Origin of the sequence: Thermosynechococcus sp. GLH187, assembly GCF_031583395.1 — a bacterium.
Classification (GTDB): Bacteria; Cyanobacteriota; Cyanobacteriia; order Thermosynechococcales; family Thermosynechococcaceae; genus Thermosynechococcus.
In genome coordinates, this window is the sequence record NZ_CP134175.1 from 1,215,028 (window position 1) to 1,232,525 (window position 17,498).

The 17,498-nt window shown below is 50.7% G+C and carries 18 protein-coding genes; 13 read left to right on the forward strand and 5 right to left on the reverse strand.

What is annotated here, in order from left to right:
- Positions 1 to 104: 104 nt before the first annotated feature.
- Positions 105 to 458 carry a hypothetical protein gene (locus tag RHI63_RS05755; protein WP_302676502.1) on the reverse strand — a complete coding sequence of 118 codons (354 nt, stop codon included), beginning with the start codon at positions 456 to 458 and terminating at the stop codon, positions 105 to 107.
- Positions 459 to 646: 188 nt separating this feature from the next.
- Here RHI63_RS05755 and RHI63_RS05760 point away from each other — a divergent pair, with 188 nt between their 5' ends.
- Entirely contained in the window at positions 647 to 1,999 is a 1,353-nt protein-coding gene (locus RHI63_RS05760; protein ID WP_149817559.1) for an AAA-associated domain-containing protein, read from the forward strand.
- Positions 2,000 to 2,009: 10 nt separating this feature from the next.
- Here RHI63_RS05760 and RHI63_RS05765 read toward each other — a convergent pair whose 3' ends face one another.
- A complete protein-coding gene (locus RHI63_RS05765) occupies positions 2,010 to 2,354 on the reverse strand; it encodes a carboxymuconolactone decarboxylase family protein (RefSeq protein WP_149817557.1) in 345 nt (114 codons plus the stop codon).
- Between the two features lie 322 nt (positions 2,355 to 2,676).
- On the opposite strand from RHI63_RS05765, the gene RHI63_RS05770 reads away from it, so the two are divergent.
- On the forward strand, positions 2,677 to 3,132 hold the full coding sequence (locus RHI63_RS05770; RefSeq protein ID WP_310821987.1) for a hypothetical protein: 456 nt from the start codon (positions 2,677 to 2,679) through the stop codon (positions 3,130 to 3,132).
- A gap of 29 nt (positions 3,133 to 3,161) precedes the next feature.
- Here the strand turns inward: RHI63_RS05770 and RHI63_RS05775 are convergent, their stop codons facing one another.
- Positions 3,162 to 3,359, reverse strand: coding sequence for a DUF2949 domain-containing protein (locus tag RHI63_RS05775; protein WP_206201456.1), 198 nt, complete (start codon positions 3,357 to 3,359; stop codon positions 3,162 to 3,164).
- Between the two features lie 319 nt (positions 3,360 to 3,678).
- Here RHI63_RS05775 and RHI63_RS05780 point away from each other — a divergent pair, with 319 nt between their 5' ends.
- Positions 3,679 to 4,512 carry a fatty acid desaturase gene (locus tag RHI63_RS05780; RefSeq protein ID WP_206201629.1) on the forward strand — a complete coding sequence of 278 codons (834 nt, stop codon included), beginning with the start codon at positions 3,679 to 3,681 and terminating at the stop codon, positions 4,510 to 4,512.
- A gap of 6 nt (positions 4,513 to 4,518) precedes the next feature.
- On the forward strand, positions 4,519 to 5,385 hold the full coding sequence (locus tag RHI63_RS05785) for an SDR family oxidoreductase (RefSeq protein WP_149817549.1): 867 nt from the start codon (positions 4,519 to 4,521) through the stop codon (positions 5,383 to 5,385).
- A 43-nt stretch (positions 5,386 to 5,428) separates the two neighbouring features.
- On the opposite strand, the gene ftsZ is transcribed toward RHI63_RS05785, so the two are convergent.
- Positions 5,429 to 6,670, reverse strand: a complete 1,242-nt coding sequence (gene ftsZ, locus RHI63_RS05790) for a cell division protein FtsZ (protein ID WP_310438397.1) — start codon at positions 6,668 to 6,670, stop codon at positions 5,429 to 5,431.
- Between the two features lie 94 nt (positions 6,671 to 6,764).
- Positions 6,765 to 7,610: a metal ABC transporter permease gene (locus RHI63_RS05795; protein ID WP_304941103.1), complete on the reverse strand. Its 846-nt coding sequence runs from the start codon at positions 7,608 to 7,610 to the stop codon at positions 6,765 to 6,767.
- Positions 7,611 to 7,632: 22 nt separating this feature from the next.
- Between RHI63_RS05795 and RHI63_RS05800 the strand changes: the two genes are divergently transcribed.
- The 9 genes from RHI63_RS05800 to RHI63_RS05840 all read left to right on the forward strand — a co-directional run bounded on the left by RHI63_RS05800 (position 7,633) and on the right by RHI63_RS05840 (position 17,481).
- On the forward strand, positions 7,633 to 8,415 hold the full coding sequence (locus RHI63_RS05800; RefSeq protein ID WP_315863475.1) for a TIGR00297 family protein: 783 nt from the start codon (positions 7,633 to 7,635) through the stop codon (positions 8,413 to 8,415).
- Between the two features lie 75 nt (positions 8,416 to 8,490).
- A complete protein-coding gene (locus tag RHI63_RS05805; RefSeq protein WP_206201459.1) occupies positions 8,491 to 9,147 on the forward strand; it encodes an FkbM family methyltransferase in 657 nt (218 codons plus the stop codon).
- Positions 9,117 to 10,196 (forward strand): glycosyltransferase family 10 domain-containing protein, encoded by a 1,080-nt coding sequence (locus RHI63_RS05810; protein WP_206201460.1) that lies wholly within the window; start codon positions 9,117 to 9,119, stop codon positions 10,194 to 10,196. Before RHI63_RS05805 ends, RHI63_RS05810 begins: the two co-directional genes overlap by 31 nt.
- Positions 10,193 to 11,077: an alpha-1,2-fucosyltransferase gene (locus tag RHI63_RS05815; protein WP_225901671.1), complete on the forward strand. Its 885-nt coding sequence runs from the start codon at positions 10,193 to 10,195 to the stop codon at positions 11,075 to 11,077. Before RHI63_RS05810 ends, RHI63_RS05815 begins: the two co-directional genes overlap by 4 nt.
- Before the next feature lie 19 nt (positions 11,078 to 11,096).
- Positions 11,097 to 11,987, forward strand: coding sequence for a glycosyltransferase (locus RHI63_RS05820; RefSeq protein ID WP_310821989.1), 891 nt, complete (start codon positions 11,097 to 11,099; stop codon positions 11,985 to 11,987).
- Positions 11,988 to 12,021: 34 nt separating this feature from the next.
- A complete protein-coding gene (locus RHI63_RS05825; RefSeq protein WP_302679086.1) occupies positions 12,022 to 12,984 on the forward strand; it encodes a glycosyltransferase family 2 protein in 963 nt (320 codons plus the stop codon).
- Positions 12,985 to 12,999: 15 nt separating this feature from the next.
- Positions 13,000 to 14,037 (forward strand): tRNA dihydrouridine synthase DusB, encoded by a 1,038-nt coding sequence (dusB, locus tag RHI63_RS05830; protein WP_206201463.1) that lies wholly within the window; start codon positions 13,000 to 13,002, stop codon positions 14,035 to 14,037.
- 301 nt (positions 14,038 to 14,338) lie between these two features.
- The gene (gene pflB, locus RHI63_RS05835) at positions 14,339 to 16,594 is read left to right on the forward strand and encodes a formate C-acetyltransferase (RefSeq protein WP_310744943.1); all 2,256 of its coding nucleotides are present in this window, start codon (positions 14,339 to 14,341) and stop codon (positions 16,592 to 16,594) included.
- Between the two features lie 101 nt (positions 16,595 to 16,695).
- Positions 16,696 to 17,481, forward strand: a complete 786-nt coding sequence (locus RHI63_RS05840) for a carboxylesterase (protein WP_255521518.1) — start codon at positions 16,696 to 16,698, stop codon at positions 17,479 to 17,481.
- Positions 17,482 to 17,498: the final 17 nt, after the last annotated feature.

Sequence of the window (17,498 nt, forward strand, 5' to 3'; positions counted from 1 at the left end):
GATAGCGTTCCTTGGCGAGTGAGAGACTTTGCAAAAAGGGCTGTATTGATCCTAGGGGGCAGCCTTGGGATGCGCAAGTGCCAACCCCCACAAGTTTTTAGGCTTTAGCCACGGCGTAGATCTTTGGCCATGGAGCGAAAGCGGTCTAAGCTGGGATCACTGCGACGGCGTTCCTGTTCTTCCACTGGGGGCGTTACCACATCACTGACACTGGGTTCGGGTTTACCTTTGTTTTCTGCCTCTGGATTTACCCTTTCGATGGCGGAGACCAACTCCACCACTTCTACCTCTTCTTTGGCACCGCCGGTTGCAGGGAACGTTTTTTTCACGACCTTGGCGGTACGCATGTACTCAATGTTGCCGTAGGTCTTGGCTGCATCGGGATCGAGAAAAAAGTCTTTGCTGGGTTGGGCGTCAGCTTGCTTGCCCCGACGGAAAAGGCCATCAAAGAGTCCCATAGCGGAATTGTTACCTTTTGTGAAGAAACCGCTGATCAGTTTACAATAAAAATCTCAAGGGGGGTTATCAGAAATTCCGCAAATGAGGGGCGATCGCCAACCCTAGTAGCAATTTTTGTCCCCGAGGTTTTCCAAGACCTGAATCCTCATGGTAGGTTAACGGTGGAAATGCCACAGGATGCAGGACCATGCACGCCAAAACCAAAGGGGAATCGCTCGTCCGCTTACTGGATGTGGGTAAGGCCTACCGTCAGCCCAACGGTCAGGTCATTAGCATTATGGAAAATATTAACCTTGAATTGCGCACGGGGGAAATTGTTGCGCTCCTAGGGCCATCGGGATCCGGTAAGTCAACCCTGATGCGCATTATTACGGGTTTGGTTGCGCCTACGTCTGGGCAGGTCTTGTACCGCGAGCAGCCAATGCAGGGCCTGAATCCGGGGGCTGCGATTGTCTTTCAAAGTTCGGCGCTCTATCCGTGGCTAACGGTTTTAGAAAATGTGGAATTGGGGCTAAAGGCTCTAGGAGAAGGCCCGCGATCGCGCCGCCGCAAGGCACTGCGGATGATTGACATTATTGGCTTGGATGGCTTTGAAAACGCCTACCCCAAGGAACTGTCGGGGGGAATGCGGCAGCGGGTGGGATTTGCCCGTGCTTTGGCGGTGGAGCCGGAACTCCTGTGTATGGATGAGCCATTTTCCGCCTTGGATGTGCTGACAGCAGAGAACCTGCGCTTTGAACTTCTCGATCTGTGGCTAGAGCATAAAATTCCTACCCAGAGTATTTTGATTGTCACCCACCACATTGAAGAAGCGGTCATTCTCGCCGATCGCATTATTGTTTTGGGGAGCAACCCCGGTCGCGTCCGCGCTGACTTTCCAGTGACATTGCCCCACTATCGCGATCGCAAGAACCCTGAGTTTCAAGCCACCGTGGATCGCATCTATAAAATTCTCACCAATCCCCATGTGGATGAATTGGAGCAACTGGAACCCAAGCCAGCTACCCTGCCCACGAGTCAAGAACCGCGTTATCCGCTGCTCCCCCATGTGCGCATTGGCTCGATCGCCGGTCTATTGGAACTCTTAGAACACCGCAAAGAAGACCTCTACCGCATTGCCCAAGAGCTGCAACTGGAGCTAGATGATATTCTGCCCATTGTCGAAGCCGCCCAGATGATGGAACTGGTGGAACTCAAGGAGGGAGACATCAGCGTGACCCCGATTGGCAATGCCTTTATTCAGGGGGACATTGACCAGCGCAAGCTGATTATTCGCCAACAACTCCTCAAGCATATTCGCCTTGTGCAGCAAATCCACACTTTCCTAATGGCCAAGCAAAACCACCGCATTCCCGAAAGTTTGGTGCTGGATATTTTAGAGCGGCACTTTACGCCGCAGGAGGCCGATCGCCAGCTCAATACCGCCATTGACTGGGGACGCTACGCCGAACTCTTTAGCTACGACGAACCGGCCAAAGAAATTTTCCTTGAAGTCAGTGAACCCGAGGAGCCATTGCCCCTTGAAACGACAGCAGTCTGAGGGGAATGTCCTAATGGGTCTGCGCTTGGGTAAACTCCTCTAGCGCCTCCATCACATGGGTGGCATACATCAAGGCAGGGCCGCCATCCATGGCTACAGTCACCATGAGGGTTTCCATGATTTCTTCAGGGGTTGCGCCTGCATGCAAAGCAGCACGGGTGTGGAAGGCAATGCAGCCGTCACAGTGTTTGGCAACCCCAATAGCTAGGGCAATCAACTCTTTGGTTTTGGTATCAAGAGCACCGGGGGTTGACGAGGCCCGACTCAAGCTATAAAAGGCCTTCATGGCATCGGGCATCGCTGCCGTTAGCTTTGCCGTGTAGGATTTGATGTGGTTAATTTGCTCGGTGTACATCGCTGTTCTCAAACAATCGTGTTACGCCTATCATCGCCGCTGAAGGAGGCTACCCGCCCGAAACTTCAACGTTTTTTCTTCTTCATTGGTCTATTGGCAACTCCGCTTCGCTACATTACCGCGCCTTAACCCCCACCTGTGACGCGAGGATGGGGGAGTGCAGGCTAAACATGTTCGACGGTCACCGCCCTTGGTGATGAGCATCATCGGTTGCGGGTGAGAAACGCCACGGATGTTCTTAGTCAGCCCCCCTAGGATAAGAGTATTCACCCCATAGGGGCTAGACAAAACTGTTCTCTCCATTCACACAAAGGACACCCAAATGCTGAATCAAAAAGGTTTACTCCTCGCCTGCCTCGCCGTTGCCCTCAGCCCCCCGGTGAGCCGTGCTGTACCTCTAGCTGCCACCCAGACCGTGCAATTGCAACCCCCAAGTAATGTACGGGTGCGCCCTACGATTATCGGCAAGATCAATAAATCTCCTTCTATCTCCTGCAATGAGATTGTGATTAATGCCACACTGCATCCTCCCGGCGGCTTTCCAGTGGGGGGTGCCACCGCTACTTTGTCCCCTGCTGGTAGTCATGGTTGCAGTTACAAAATTACCGTTCCGCCCGAGCTACTCGGTAAGAAGGTTCATCTCTGGGGAACGTTCAAGAGTCCCTCACCCCTGTTGTCAATTCAACCCGTGGGCTGGCAAAGTCCCATTTCTCTGCCTCAGCAATTAGGGATTTCCCAGAGCTATGACTTTGTTGCTAAGGACACCGTGATTCATTAAGCCTAAATAAAGGAATTCTGAGAGCGCCACTAGGAGTGACTGGTTTCTAGCCAGTCAAAGATGCGGTCAAGCTGCTCAAGGCTCACCAAGCCATACTGCCAGAGAACAACGGGCAACAGATTCACCTGCTCATCGCAGTGCTTGAGGCCGAAGTCAATGGCAGCGGTGGACAGTGCCATCTCCCGCTGTAGGAAGTCAATGAGTCGTGTCCAACGTGGCGTTTTCATGATTCCTATAACTACCACACCTTACCCTCTATCCTAGGGATTAATCTGAGAAAATGCAACATTTCGTTACAAAACCACAGAAAGTGAAATAATCAGCCTGCTATTTGGTATGATGCCTGGTATTTTCGGGGACACTCTCCCCAGAGACTTCCCCCACCAGAGGGAATTTATAGGGGGGATTGCCGAATCATTGGTCTTGGGAAAAACGCTCTAAGTAAAGATACTCAACCGTAGCTCGTTATACTAAAGTCTGATGGGTGTTGTTCAAGCTCAGCCTAGAGAGAACAGCAGCCGAATCAGTTGTTTTACGGATGTGTTCATGACCCAAGCCACCGTTGCCAAACCCCCCATTGCCTGGCCTACGGCGACCTTTATTATTTTTGTGCACCTCGGTGCTCTTCTTGCGTTTTTACCCGGCATGTTTAGTTGGAAGGCAGTCCTGCTGGCGCTTGTACTTCACTGGTTGACTGCTGGCATTGGTATTACCCTTGGTTGGCACCGCCTCGTTACCCATCGCAGCTTCCAAGTGCCCAAGTGGTTAGAGTATTTCTTGGTCTTTTGCGGCACACTCTCAATGCAAGGGGGGCCGATTTGGTGGGTTGGGCTGCACCGCCATCACCATCTGTACTCCGATCAACCCAATGATCACCACGATTCCCGTAAGGGCTTTTGGTGGAGCCATATTGAATGGATGTTTCGTGAGGTGCCAGCGGAGGCAGAGATTCCCCGTTTCACCAAAGATATTGCGGATGATCCGGTGTATCAGTTTCTTGACAAGTACTTTCTACCAATTCAGGTGGTCTTGGCCATTGTTCTTTACCTCTGGGGCGGTTGGCCATTTGTGGTTTGGGGAATTTTTGTACGTCTTGTAACGGTCTATCACACCACTTGGCTGGTGAATAGTGCCACCCATGCCTTTGGCTATCGCACGTTTGAAACCACGGATCACTCAACGAATTGCTGGTGGGTCGCCCTGTTAACCTTTGGCGAGGGTTGGCATAACAATCACCATGCTTATCAATATTCGGCACGCCATGGGTTGCAGTGGTGGGAACTGGATCTGACGTGGCTCACCATTCGCTTGTTGCAATTGCTGGGTTTGGCTACGAAGGTGCGTTTGGTAGAAGCACCAGCAGCCTCTTCCCAAGAATAGAGCGCAATGCGGGTTCTCATTCTCGGTTGCGGTTATACGGGAACGTGGTTGGCGCGATCGCTCCAAGCCCAAGGCATTGATGTGGTCATTACCAACCGTCGGGGAGAGCCGCCGCCAGAACTCAGCACTGTTCCTTGTTTTCCCTTTACATGGGAGCAGCAGGGGGAGCCAGTCCCCTTAGCACCAGCCGCCCTTGAAGGGGTAACCCACATCCTCAATAGTATTCCTCCCGATCGCCAAGGGGAGGATGCGGTTGCGCTGGCACTGTTGCCGCAGTTAGAGAAACTGAATCTGCACTGGTTTGGCTACCTTTCGACAACGGGGGTCTATGGCGATCGCCAAGGGGGCTGGGTAGATGAAACCACACCCGTCAATCCCCAAAATTTGCGTTCACAACACCGCGTCAGCATTGAGCAAACCTTTCTCAACTCCAATCTGCCCACCCATATCTTTCGACTCCCCGGCATCTATGGCCCCGGAGAAGGACGCAATCCCATTGCTCGTATTCTCAAGGGTGATGTGCAACTCATTGATAAACCGGGGCACTACTTCTGCCGTATTCATGTGGTCGATATTGTCCAAACCCTTGAGCGATCGCTGGCACAACCCACGCCGCAGGAAATCTATAACCTCAGTGATGATCAACCCTCAGAGTCGCTCCCTGTTCTACTCGAGGCCTATCGTCTTTTGGGTCGCCCAGCCCCACCAGCCATCCCGTTAGAGGCAGCCAATCTGAGTCCAATGGCCCAGTCCTTTTGGCGCGAATCCCGCCGAGTCCGCAATGACAAAATCAAGCGGGTTTTAGGCGTTCAGCTCCGCTATCCTTCCTACCGCGAGGGGTTACTAGCGATCGCCCGCGAATTAGGTCTTTGAGACGGCCTGCCATCCCCTGTGAGAAATAGGCACCTTATAATACCTAAGGATTCGGTCGCCGTCGCTGGAGAAACTCAGGAATGTCTAACTTCGGCTTGGCTTCAACCTCTGGTTGTGGTGCGGGGGCTTCCGGGGGAGGCGATGCCGTCGTTAGGGGGCGGTTCGTTAGGGGTGTCGTTTTGGTTGTGGCACGGGTGCGGCTAATGGGTTCACCACTAAAGCCAGTGGCAATAACGGTGACTTGAACTTCCCCTTGCATTTGGGGATCAATCACCGCACCGAAAATGATATTGGCGTTAGCATCGGCCACATTGTAGATCACCTCGGCAGCGGCATTGACCTCATGGAGGGTGAGATCTGTGCCCCCCGTAATATTGAAGACAACGCCCTTGGCACCCTCAATCGACCCCTCCAGTAGGGGCGAAGAAATTGCACTGACGGCAGCTTCCGTAGCTCGTGACTTGCCAGAGGCAATACCAATACCCATCATGGCAGAACCGGCATCAGCCATCACCGAACGAATATCGGCGAAATCAACGTTAATCAGCCCCGGCAGGTTAATAATGTCGGAAATCCCTTGAACCCCTTGGCGCAGGACATCATCGGCCACTCGAAACGCATCCTGAACCGATGTTTGCTCCGAAATCACTGAGAGAATCTTGTCATTGGGGATCACGATGAGGGTGTCAACACGACTTTGCAGGGCTTCGATTCCTTCATCCGCTTGGCTCGCTCGACGACGACCCTCAAAGGTAAAGGGACGGGTGACGACTGCAACAGTTAGGGCGCCCTGTTCCTTAGCCACTTCAGCCACAATTGGGGCAGCGCCAGTGCCGGTACCACCCCCCATGCCGCAGGTAATGAAAATCAAATCGGCATCCTTGAGTGCCGCAGCAAGGTCTTCGCGGGATTCTTCAGCCGCTTTTTGACCAATGGCGGGGTTGCCACCGGCGCCGAGACCACGGGTGAGTTTCTGGCCAATTTGCAGGCAGCGGTGGGCCTGGGATTGGGCGATCGCCTGCGCATCAGTATTGACGCACCAAAATTCAACACCCGCCACATTACTGGCAATCATGCGGTTGACTGCGTTGCCACCGCCCCCACCGACACCAATCACTTTGATGCGCGCTGCTGAAGTTTCCACCAAGCTGTCATAACTCCTTAACACATCGGTTGGTGCGCCATGGCCATTGTCGCCAGATGCAATGCCTACCTCTCCCGAAACAAAGGAGGCGGGGACTTCAGAGGGAACAGGTTCCGTAGGCCACTGTTGATCTGACTCCATAACGCAACTGTCTTCACCCATGATAAATATGGGGCAACTATATCATGAACTCTAGCAAAGGCATCGGCAACACCCCACAAAATAATCCTTAAACCTAACTCAGGGGAGAGCGGGCTTTGGCCAACAGACCGTGCTTGGGGGCAAAAATCATCGCCAGCAAAAAAATCACTGTTTGCAGGACAACAATACAGCCACCTGTTGACGCATCGAGATAGTAACTGAGGTAGGTTCCCAATAAACTGCCAAGGCCACCCACCGCCAAGGCAATGAGTACCATGATGCCAAAGCGATCGCTCAGCAAATAGGCCGTTGCCCCCGGTGTAATTAGCATCGCCACGACGAGAATAATGCCCACGGTTTGCAGGGCAGCCACGGTGGTGAGGGACAGCAGCGCCAGCAGGAGATAGTACAGCAGCGTCGTATTCAGGCCAATGGTGCGGGCATGGGTCGGGTCAAAGCAAAAGAGAATCAAATCCCGATGCAGTAGGGCGATCGTGATCAGTGTCATGAGGCTCACAATCACTGTTTGCCAGAGGTCGCGATCGCTAATCCCCAAGACATTCCCAAAGAGAATATGCATCAGGTCAACACTACTGGCGGTCTTCGAGAGCAGCACTAACCCCAAGGCAAAAAAGCCCGTAAACACCAAGCCAATGACTGTATCCTCCTTCACCCGTGTCTGCTGTTGAATAAAGCCAATGAGGGTCACGGCCATCAGACCAAAGACAAAAGCCCCCAAAGCAAAGGGCAGCCCCAGCCAGTAGGCCAAGACCACACCGGGCAAGACCGCATGGGACACCGCATCCCCCATCAAGGCCCAGCCCTTTAGGGTTAAAAAACAGGACAATACCGCACACACACAACCCACAAGGGTGCTTACCCCCAGCGCCTTAACCATAAATGCATGTTGCAGTGGCTCCAATAGCCAAGTGATCATCATTTGTCCTCTATGCCTGAAAAGTATGATAAGGTGCTGCCAGTACAGTCGGAGTGCGGTTCTCGTGGATGGCATCCTTTTGCTGAACCCTTGGTGGATAGGTATTTTGCTCAATACCGTCCTTGGGGCGATCGCCCTCCTTGCACGGCAAAAATTACTCACTCTAGCAGGTCTCTTCCATGCGTGGCTCCTCGGCGTGCTGATTTGGGGCACCTTAGGCTGGCAGGGCTATCTGATTGTCATGGTTTATTTCCTTGTGGGTTCAGCCGTCACCCGCATCGGCATGGCCGAAAAAGAGACCGCAGGCATTGCTGAAAAACGCGCCGGCGCGCGCGGGCCAGAGAATGTCTGGGGATCAGCCTTTACAGGCACCCTCTGTGCACTCCTTGCTCTCCTGCTACCCCAATGGCGGGAGTTATTTTTGGTGGGGTTTGTGGCCAGTTTTAGCACCAAGCTCTCAGACACCTGTGCCAGTGAAGTGGGCAAAGCCTATGGTCAGCGCACCTTTCTCATTACCACATTGCAACCAGTGCCCCGAGGGACAGAGGGAGCGGTGAGTTTAGAGGGAACACTGGCCGGTCTAATTGGTGCCACCGTGATTGCTGCGCTAGGCTGGAGTGTGGGCTTGATGGGGGCGATCGCCCTCCCCATTTGTATCCTTGCTGCTTTCCTAGCCAACCTTGTGGAGAGTCTTGTGGGAGCCACCCTTCAGGAACGCTACACTTGGCTGAGTAATGAAATCGTTAACGGCATCAACACAACGGTGGGGGCTTTGGTGGCAATGGTAGCCGTTTTTATCGCTTCGTAAGCGTTGTAAGCGGGCTGTTAGTGACCTAGGGATTTACCTCGTTTGATTTATTGACATTTATCAAATTTTTTAGGTATGAACAAAGTTTTAGACTGGCTTGACTCATTGCTAATTCAAAACTCATTTCAAAGAGAGGTTCGTCGCTGGTTTCGAGATAAAGGCGATAGTACCTTGCGGCTTGATTATCCACTTGATGCAGAGAGCATTGTCCTAGATGTGGGGGGATATAAAGGAGACTTTACTGCTCTCATTCATGAGAAATTCAATTGTCGAGTATTTGTTTTTGAACCGGTTTCAGTCTTCTATCATATTTGTAAGCAACGGTTTACTGGTAATGCAAAGATTATTGCCCTGAATTATGGACTGTCTGACGCCGATAAAATTTCTCAAATTCACATAGCTGAGGACTCGTCAAGTTTTTATAAAAGAAATTCAAAAACATCAGAGGAAATAGCCCAACTACGAAACTGTGCTACTGTTTTCAAGGAGCTTGGTATCGAAAAAGTAGATTTGATGAAAATTAACATTGAAGGAGGAGAGTATAATTTAGTGAAAAAGCTCATCGATTCTGATTTAATAGAAAAGATAAAATATCTTCAGATTCAGTTTCATAATTTTGTTGAGAACGCAGAGGAAAAGCGTCAGAATTTACGCTCTCAGCTAACAAGAACTCATATTGAAATGTGGAATTATGAATTTGTTTGGGAAAGCTGGCGCTTAAAGAGCATTTGAGTTTTAACCTAGAAAATCATGCAATGACAAAGCAAAGATTAACTGGTCTTTTTGTCTATCCTGATATTCCCACAGCCGTATTTTTTGATCCGAATGGATCTCCAGACGGGCTAACACAGCCTTGGGTTGCCCTGCGGGAGGGGTTTCGTGCTCAAGGCGTTGAACTTGTTGGCCTTGATGAATGCTGTCATGACCCCGATTTTGAACTCCATCTTAATGTTCAAGCTCCCCGCTCTAAGTCTCCAAAGTTTGTAATTCTCGCTGAACATCCCTTGATCTATCCAGCCAATGGGCAGCGGTTCTTATTGCGTCGCTATCAAAGTGTGTTTACTTGGAACCCTGATCTAGCTATCAAGCAGGCTCAGCAAATTCAACTGCCTCACCCGTTCAAGATAACAGGTGGTGTAGATGGCTATGGGCAACGTCCTCAGTTGGTTGTTTTAATCAACAGTAATAAGGCTTTGGCTTGGTGGGCTCCCTCTCAAGATCTCTACCGCGAGCGGGTCAGAGCTATTCGCTGGTTTGAACGTCATGCACCACAGGACTTTGCCCTTTATGGTCACGGTTGGAATCATTCAGCCCAACAGCCCGTGGTAGGAGATATCATTCACGCCTTAGAAAAAAGGTGGATTCACAGACCATTGCCCCCATTTCCGTCTTGGCGGGGCATTGTGCCCACAAAGAGTGAAGTATTACGACAGTCCCGCTTCTCGATTGTCTATGAGAACGCGATTTTTCGTGGTTACATCACAGAGAAAATTTTTGATGCCTTTTGCGCCGGGAACGTGCCGATCTACTGGGGGGCACCAGACATTACCGACTACATTCCTAAGGCTTGTTTTATTGACCGTAGAGAGTTTTCTTCCTACGACTCTTTATACAACTTTCTCAAGACGATGCCAGAAGAGATCTATAAAGGCTACCAGCAAGCGATTTGGAATTTTCTGCACTCTCCCCAAGCACAGCGGTTTTCTATTGCTCACTTTGTGCAGACCATTGTTCACGGCATTTTGGATCAAGTCAACGCTAGTCATAAACACTCGGAATGATGATCTTTGTCAATCTTATCGGTGGCCTTGGCAATCAGATGTTCCAGTATGCTGTAGGAAGGGCTTTGTCTATGACTAGGGGAGTGCCCTTGCGTTTAGATATTTCCGATTTTGCAAGTTACCAGCTTCATCAAGGGTTTGAGCTACATCGTGTATTTTGCTGTGAGGCTCCGATTGCTTCTCTTGAGGATTTGAAGTCTGTTTTGGGGTGGTGGGGGGTACCAAAAATCAGGAGAGCGATCGCCAACCTGCAACTTTCAGCACTATGTAAGGGACGACTAATTCTTGAACCTCACTATCACTATTGGGAACAAATTCACTCTATCCCCAGTACTGCCTACCTTCAGGGTTACTGGCAATCAGAAAAATACTTTAGCGAAATTGCTGACGTTCTACGGGAAGATTTCAAGTTTAGGCAACCCTTGTCAGAAATAAATGCTCAATGGGCAGATAAAATTACCCAGTGTCATTCAATTAGTCTCCATATTCGTCGTGGAGATTATGTTTCAAATCCTATGACCCATAAAGTTCACGGCGTCTGTCAGCTTGACTATTACTATCGAGCCATTGAATATATCACGTCACTTATAGATGATCCTGTATTCTTTGTTTTTTCAGACGAAGCTGAATGGGCAAAATCAAACTTAGAGATCTCGCACCCTGTTTACTATGTGGAAAATAATACTGGTCAGGAGAGCTATAATGATATGCGCCTCATGAGTCTATGTCGTCATCATATTATTGCCAACAGTACGTTTAGTTGGTGGGGAGCTTGGCTAAATAATAGCCCTGAAAAAATTGTAATTGCTCCTCAAAAATGGTTCGCCACATCTGATAAGGATGATTCGGATTTAATTCCAAAGACTTGGATTAGAATTTGAGATGATTTAGTTATTGTTAATGATGAATATACACAATAGTCCGACTATTTCAGTTATTTTACCAGTTTTTAATTCTGACCAATATATTGAATTAGCTATAAATTCTATTCTTGATCAATCCTTTAATGATTTTGAACTCATTGTTATTGATGATGGTTCTTCAGATAATTCCTTTGAAATTTTATCAAATTATGCAAAACTTGATGCTCGTATTCATTTAATTCGTCGGGATAATCAAGGTTTGATTTATACACTGAATCAAGCAATTGAACTTGCTAAGGGTCAGTATATCGCTAGAATGGATGCAGATGATTTGACTTTACCTAACAGGTTAGAAAGTCAACTTGAATTTCTAGAAAAAAATAAATTACATCTTTGTGGCTCATCTGTTCAGCTCATTGGGGCAGCGATTGGTTCTTGGCACTATCCTCCTTCCCATGAAGGTTGCGAAATTGAATTGTTATTTGGTGTACCTTTTGCCCATCCATCTGTAATGGGTCACTCCAGTGTTTTCAAAGAACTGAGGTACTCCTCTGAGTGGTCACTGGTGGAAGATTATGATCTCTGGCAGCGGGCATGGGCGGCAGGGTTCAAGATGGGGAATGTGCCAGAGGTGCTTCTCCAATATCGAGTACATCGCAAACAAACCTCCAGCCTTTATCGTTGGCAGCAAGCTCAAAATAGTCAACGGATTCGTTCGCGCCACTGGCAGCAACTCCTAAGTGCCAAGCTAGGAATTTCAGCAACTGAGGCTCAAGAAGCAGAGAAAGACTTGTGGAAAATATTCCAACTCCTGCGGCAGTTAAAGCAATGTTATAAAGGAACAGAAGCAGAAAAAATTCTCCACCATGCCTTCCTGCGCCTTTGTTCCCACCGTCTCCATAGTTGGGTTTTAGATAGAACAAGCTAGTTGAGTAGCTCAAGACCACATTTCTGGAGTGACCATGTTTTTTAGTGTCGTAATTCCTACCTATAATCGCTTGCCCATTCTAGAAAAGTGTGTTCGCGCGATCGCCCATCAAACGTGGAATCCAGACTTAGGCATTGAGGGCTATGAGGTCATTATTGTTGACGATGGCTCAACAGACAACACCATTGAGTGGCTTGAGGCACATCGTGAAGCGTTTCCCTGTGTCCGCTGGTTTCAACAGGAACATCTGGGTCCTGCGGCTGCCCGTAACTTAGGTCTGCAGGTGGCCAAGGGTGACTGGATTATCTTTATTGATAGTGACTTGGTGGTGACGGAAACGTTTTTAGAAGCCCATGGGAAGCGCTTAACTCAAGAAAAAGAACGTCTTGGCATTGAGGATATTGCTCAGGTTCCTGCTTTTTCCTATGGTCGTGTGATTAATACCTGTAATTTTGAAGAGCCAACCTCAGAACCCTATAAAATTGTTGATTTTTCAGCCGCCTATTTTGCAACGGGAAATGTGGCGATCGCCCGCCATTGGTTGGAAAAAGCAGGCCTCTTTGATACCCAGTTTCAACTCTATGGCTGGGAAGATTTAGAACTAGGGGTGCGCCTCAAGAAATTGGGTTTGCGATTGCTGAAGTGCCCCGCAGCCGTTGGCTACCACTGGCATCCCCCCTTTTCCCTCAGTCAAGTGCCCACCCTGATTCAGAAAGAGATTGAAAGGGGACGAATGGGGGTCTTGTTCTATAAAAAGCATCCCATTTGGGAAGTGAAGCTCATGATTCAAATGACGCCCTTTCACTATTTCCTTTGGGCCATCCTATCCCTCGGCGGCATTCTCAATGAAAAAACACTGGCGCCCCTGTTGCAATGGCTGATTAATATCGGTCGCCCTCAAGATGCCTTGGAAGTGGCTCGTATCTTTTTGAACTGGTATAATGTGCGGGCAGTCTACTCAGCCTATCAAGAGCAAACACCGCAGCAGCAGCATTGAGCTTTCGTGGGAGTTATGTTAACCCTGTCTCCAGAGCTAAAAGCCCGTTTGGCAACGCCATTGCAGATTGGCTCTGTTACGGTCAATAGTCGGGTCTTGCAGTCCCCGTTGGCCGGGGTAACTGATTTGGTGTTTCGGCGATTGGTGCGCCGTTATGCCCCCGACTCAATGATGTACACGGAGATGGTCAGTGCTTCGGGGTTGCACTATCTGAAAACATTGCCCCGGATCATGGAAGTGGATGCCAATGAGCACCCCATTAGTATTCAGCTTTTTGACTGTCGCCCTGATTTTCTAGCGGAAGCAGCGATAAAGGCGGTGGCTGAAGGGGCGGATACGGTAGATATCAATATGGGCTGCCCTGTGAATAAAATTACGAAGAATGGCGGTGGTTCTTCGCTGCTGCGGGATGTGCAAACGGCAGCAACAATTGTGCGGACGGTCTCCAAGGCGGTGCCTGTGCCGGTTACGGTCAAAACCCGCATTGGTTGGAGCGATCAGGAGATTAATATCCTTGACTTTGCCAAGGCGATGGAAGATGCTGGCGCTGCCATGATCACAGTTCATGGGCGAACCCGTGCCCAAGGCTTTAATGGCCCAGCTCGCTGGGAGTGGATTGCGCGGGTGAAGGAGCGCGTCAGTATTCCCGTGATTGCCAATGGCGATATTTTCTCGGTGGAAGCGGCGGTGCGCTGCCTAGAGCAAACTGGGGCGGATGGGGTGATGTGCTCGCGAGGAACGATGGGTTATCCCTTCTTGGTGGGGGAAATTGATCACTTTTTGAAAACCGGGGAATTGCGGCCTGCGCCAACGGTGGTTGAACGTCTGCACTGTGCGCGGGATCATCTCATTGCCCTCTGGGAATACAAGGGGGAACGGGGGATTCGCCAAGCCCGTAAACATTTGACGTGGTACGCCAAGGGCTTTGCTGATGCCGCAGAACTGCGCAGTGAATTGTGTCGCATTGAAACCCTAGAGGCTGGTTTAGCCCTGCTGGATGCAGCAATTGAGCGCTTGCAGGTAAGTTCAGACACCGAGGCGATCGCGGCCTAAATACCTAAACAAATGAAAAAAAGATTTGTGTTGCGCAACAATTCCGCAAAAATTTCGTAAAAAAAGTCCCTAGAACCCACGGGTTATAATGAAAGTGTAGGTGTGAGCAGGCCAAAAAAGAGTGATGAGGCTTGGCCTACAAAAAGTTCACTTGCATTTCTCGTTTGATCGCAATCGCTTAATCTCTTGCGTATTTTCTAGCATTTGCAGTTAGCAGGTTCTTGCTGGTTTGAAGGGGCGATCGCTATTGGTGAAGGGCGATCGCGAGAAATTGCTGCACACTTGATGAGGAACATTGATTATGAACTGTACACGCTACACAGAATTGCCCGAAGCGGCATGGCGAGAATTTACGGGTGGTGATTGGGTCGATCGCATTGATGTGCGCGACTTTATTCAACGCAACTATACCCCCTACGCTGGGGATGCCTCCTTCCTCACAGGCGCTAGCGATCGCACCCAACAACTATGGGCAAAAGTGCGCGACCTGATGGCACTAGAGCGCGAAAAAGGGGTGCTCGATGCCGATACCAGTGTCCCCTCTTCGATTACAGCCCACGCACCGGGCTACATTGATCGCGAGTTGGAGCAAATCGTTGGCCTGCAAACCGATCAGCCCCTGAAACGGGCGATTATGCCCTTTGGTGGCATTCGCGTTGTTGAAACCTCCCTCAAGGCCTACGGCTACGAATTGGATCCGCACACGAAGGAAATCTTCACCAAATATCGCAAAACCCATAACGATGGCGTCTTTGATGCCTACACACCCGAAATGCGCCGCTGTCGTAAATCGGGGATCATTACGGGACTGCCGGATGCCTATGGCCGCGGTCGGATTATTGGTGACTATCGCCGCGTGGCTCTCTATGGGGTAGATCGCTTGATTGCCGACAAACAGGCACAGCAGGCTTCCCTAGAAGTCGATGTCATGGACGAAGAAACCATCCGCCTACGGGAAGAACTCTCAGAGCAAATCAAAGCCCTCAATGAACTCAAGGAAATGGCCGCCAGCTATGGCTTTGATATTTCGCGGCCAGCGGCCAATGGCAAAGAGGCGATTCAGTGGCTCTATTTTGGCTACCTTGCGGCTGTCAAAGAACAAAACGGCGCCGCCATGTCCCTTGGGCGGGTCTCCACCTTCCTCGACATTTACTTTGAACGGGATTTGCGCCACGGCACAGCCACAGAAGCTGAGATCCAAGAATGGATTGACCACTTTGTGATGAAACTGCGGATGGTGCGCTTCCTGCGGACGCCGGAATACAATGAACTCTTCTCTGGCGATCCCACATGGGTCACGGAATCCATTGGTGGCATGGGTCTTGATGGTCGCCCATTGGTGACGAAAACCAGCTTCCGTATTCTGAATACGCTCTATACCCTTGGGCCTGCCCCCGAACCCAACTTGACGGTGCTGTGGTCGGAAAACTTGCCAGAGGCCTTCAAACGCTTCTGCGCCCAAGTTTCCATTGACACCAGTTCGATCCAATACGAAAACGATGACTTGATGCGTCCCTACTGGGGCGATGACTACGCGATCGCCTGCTGTGTCTCAGCGATGCGGGTCGGCAAACAAATGCAATTCTTTGGGGCACGGGTGAATTTAGCCAAAGCCCTCCTCTACGCAATCAATGGCGGTCGGGATGAAGTCTCTGGCCAGCAAGTGGCACCGATGTTTGCGCCGATTACAGGCGACACCCTGAAGTGGGAAGAAGTGCTGCCGCGCTTTGAACAGATGATGGCTTGGTTGGCGAAGGTGTATGTCAATACCCTCAACGTCATCCACTACATGCACGATAAGTACTGCTACGAGCGGCTGGAGATGGCGCTCCACGATCGCGATGTCTTTCGCACCATGGCCTGTGGTGTGGCGGGTCTATCGGTGGTGGCGGATGCCCTCTCGGCCATTAAGTACGCCGAGGTGAAAGTGATCCGCAATGCCGAAGGGTTGGCGGTGGACTACGAGATTAAGGGTGATTTTCCGAAGTACGGCAACAACGACGATCGCGTGGATAGTCTCGCGGTGTGGGTCGTGGAAACCTTCATGAATGAAATCCGCAAACACAAAACCTACCGCAATGCCGTGCCTACGCAGTCAATCCTGACGATTACCTCCAACGTCGTCTATGGCAAGAAAACCGGCAATACTCCCGATGGCCGCAAAGCCGGTGAACCCTTTGCGCCGGGCGCCAACCCCATGCACGGTCGCGATACGAAAGGGGCGATCGCCTCACTGGCATCCGTGGCCAAGTTGCCCTATGTCCATGCCCAAGATGGCATCTCCAACACGTTCTCCATCGTGCCCAGTGCCCTTGGCAAGACACGGGAGGATCAAATCAGCAACTTGGTGAATCTGCTGGATGGCTACATCCACGACCAAGGCTTCCACCTCAACGTCAACGTGCTTAACCGCGAAATGTTGTTGGATGCCATGGATCACCCTGAACTGTACCCCCAACTCACCATCCGGGTGTCGGGCTATGCGGTGAACTTTATCAAACTCACCCGCGAACAACAGTTGGATGTGATTAACCGCACCTTCCATGAACGCTTTTAGGCTCATCTTTAGGCTCTTTAGGCGAACTGCCGCCTAGATGAACGTCGCGTCCTCTACCTCGGTTGCTCTGGCGATCGGGGTAGATTTTTTATGGTGCTAGCGTGTGGTGTTTGCGTACATTGGTGAATCTCGTTAATCTTCCCTTTTTCTATAGCCATGCTGCGGGCGATCGCGCCTGCTTGTTACTCCATGGCTTGGGGGGTGGGGTTTATGAACTGCAACTTTTGGGAGAGGTTCTCTACAAAGCAGGCTGGACGGTTCAGGGCATCCTCTATCCGGGGCACGATCGCCCCAGTGCCCAAATGCCCGCCTCGACATGGCCGCAGTGGTATGAGGCAGTAGTGACAGCCTTTAAGACCTTACGAGACAGCCATCGCACGGTTGCCGTGGTGGGCTTTTCCACTGGGGGAACGCTAGCCCTTCATCTTGCCTATGAGTATGCCGTTGATTCTCTTGTACTCCTTGCCCCCTTTTTGCGCATCTATCGGCCTTGGTTTTGCCCCGTCGCTCCAGAGAGGCTTGTGCAGTCCGTTGGCCAGTGGATTCCCTTTGTGCCTCGGCGCAGCCTACCAATCCGCGATCGCCCCCTACGCCAAGCAGCAGAAGCCGCCTGCTTTTTCAAAAGTTTCAACCTGCAAGCGGTGCGCAGTGCCCTTGAGCTGATTGCCCAAGTGGAGCGGGAACTGCCGCTGATCACAACGCCAACACTGATTCTGCAAAGCCTTGCTGACACGGTCGTTGACCCCCAAGGGGCGCAGAGGATTTATGAACACCTAGGCAGCCCCGAAAAGGAATTGCACTGGTTCAAGGAGTCGGATCACTTGCTCCCCCTTGATGTCGAGCGAGAACAGGTATTCGCCAAGGTGGTCGCCTTTTTGGGAAGATAGTTGCAGTTGGTTACTTG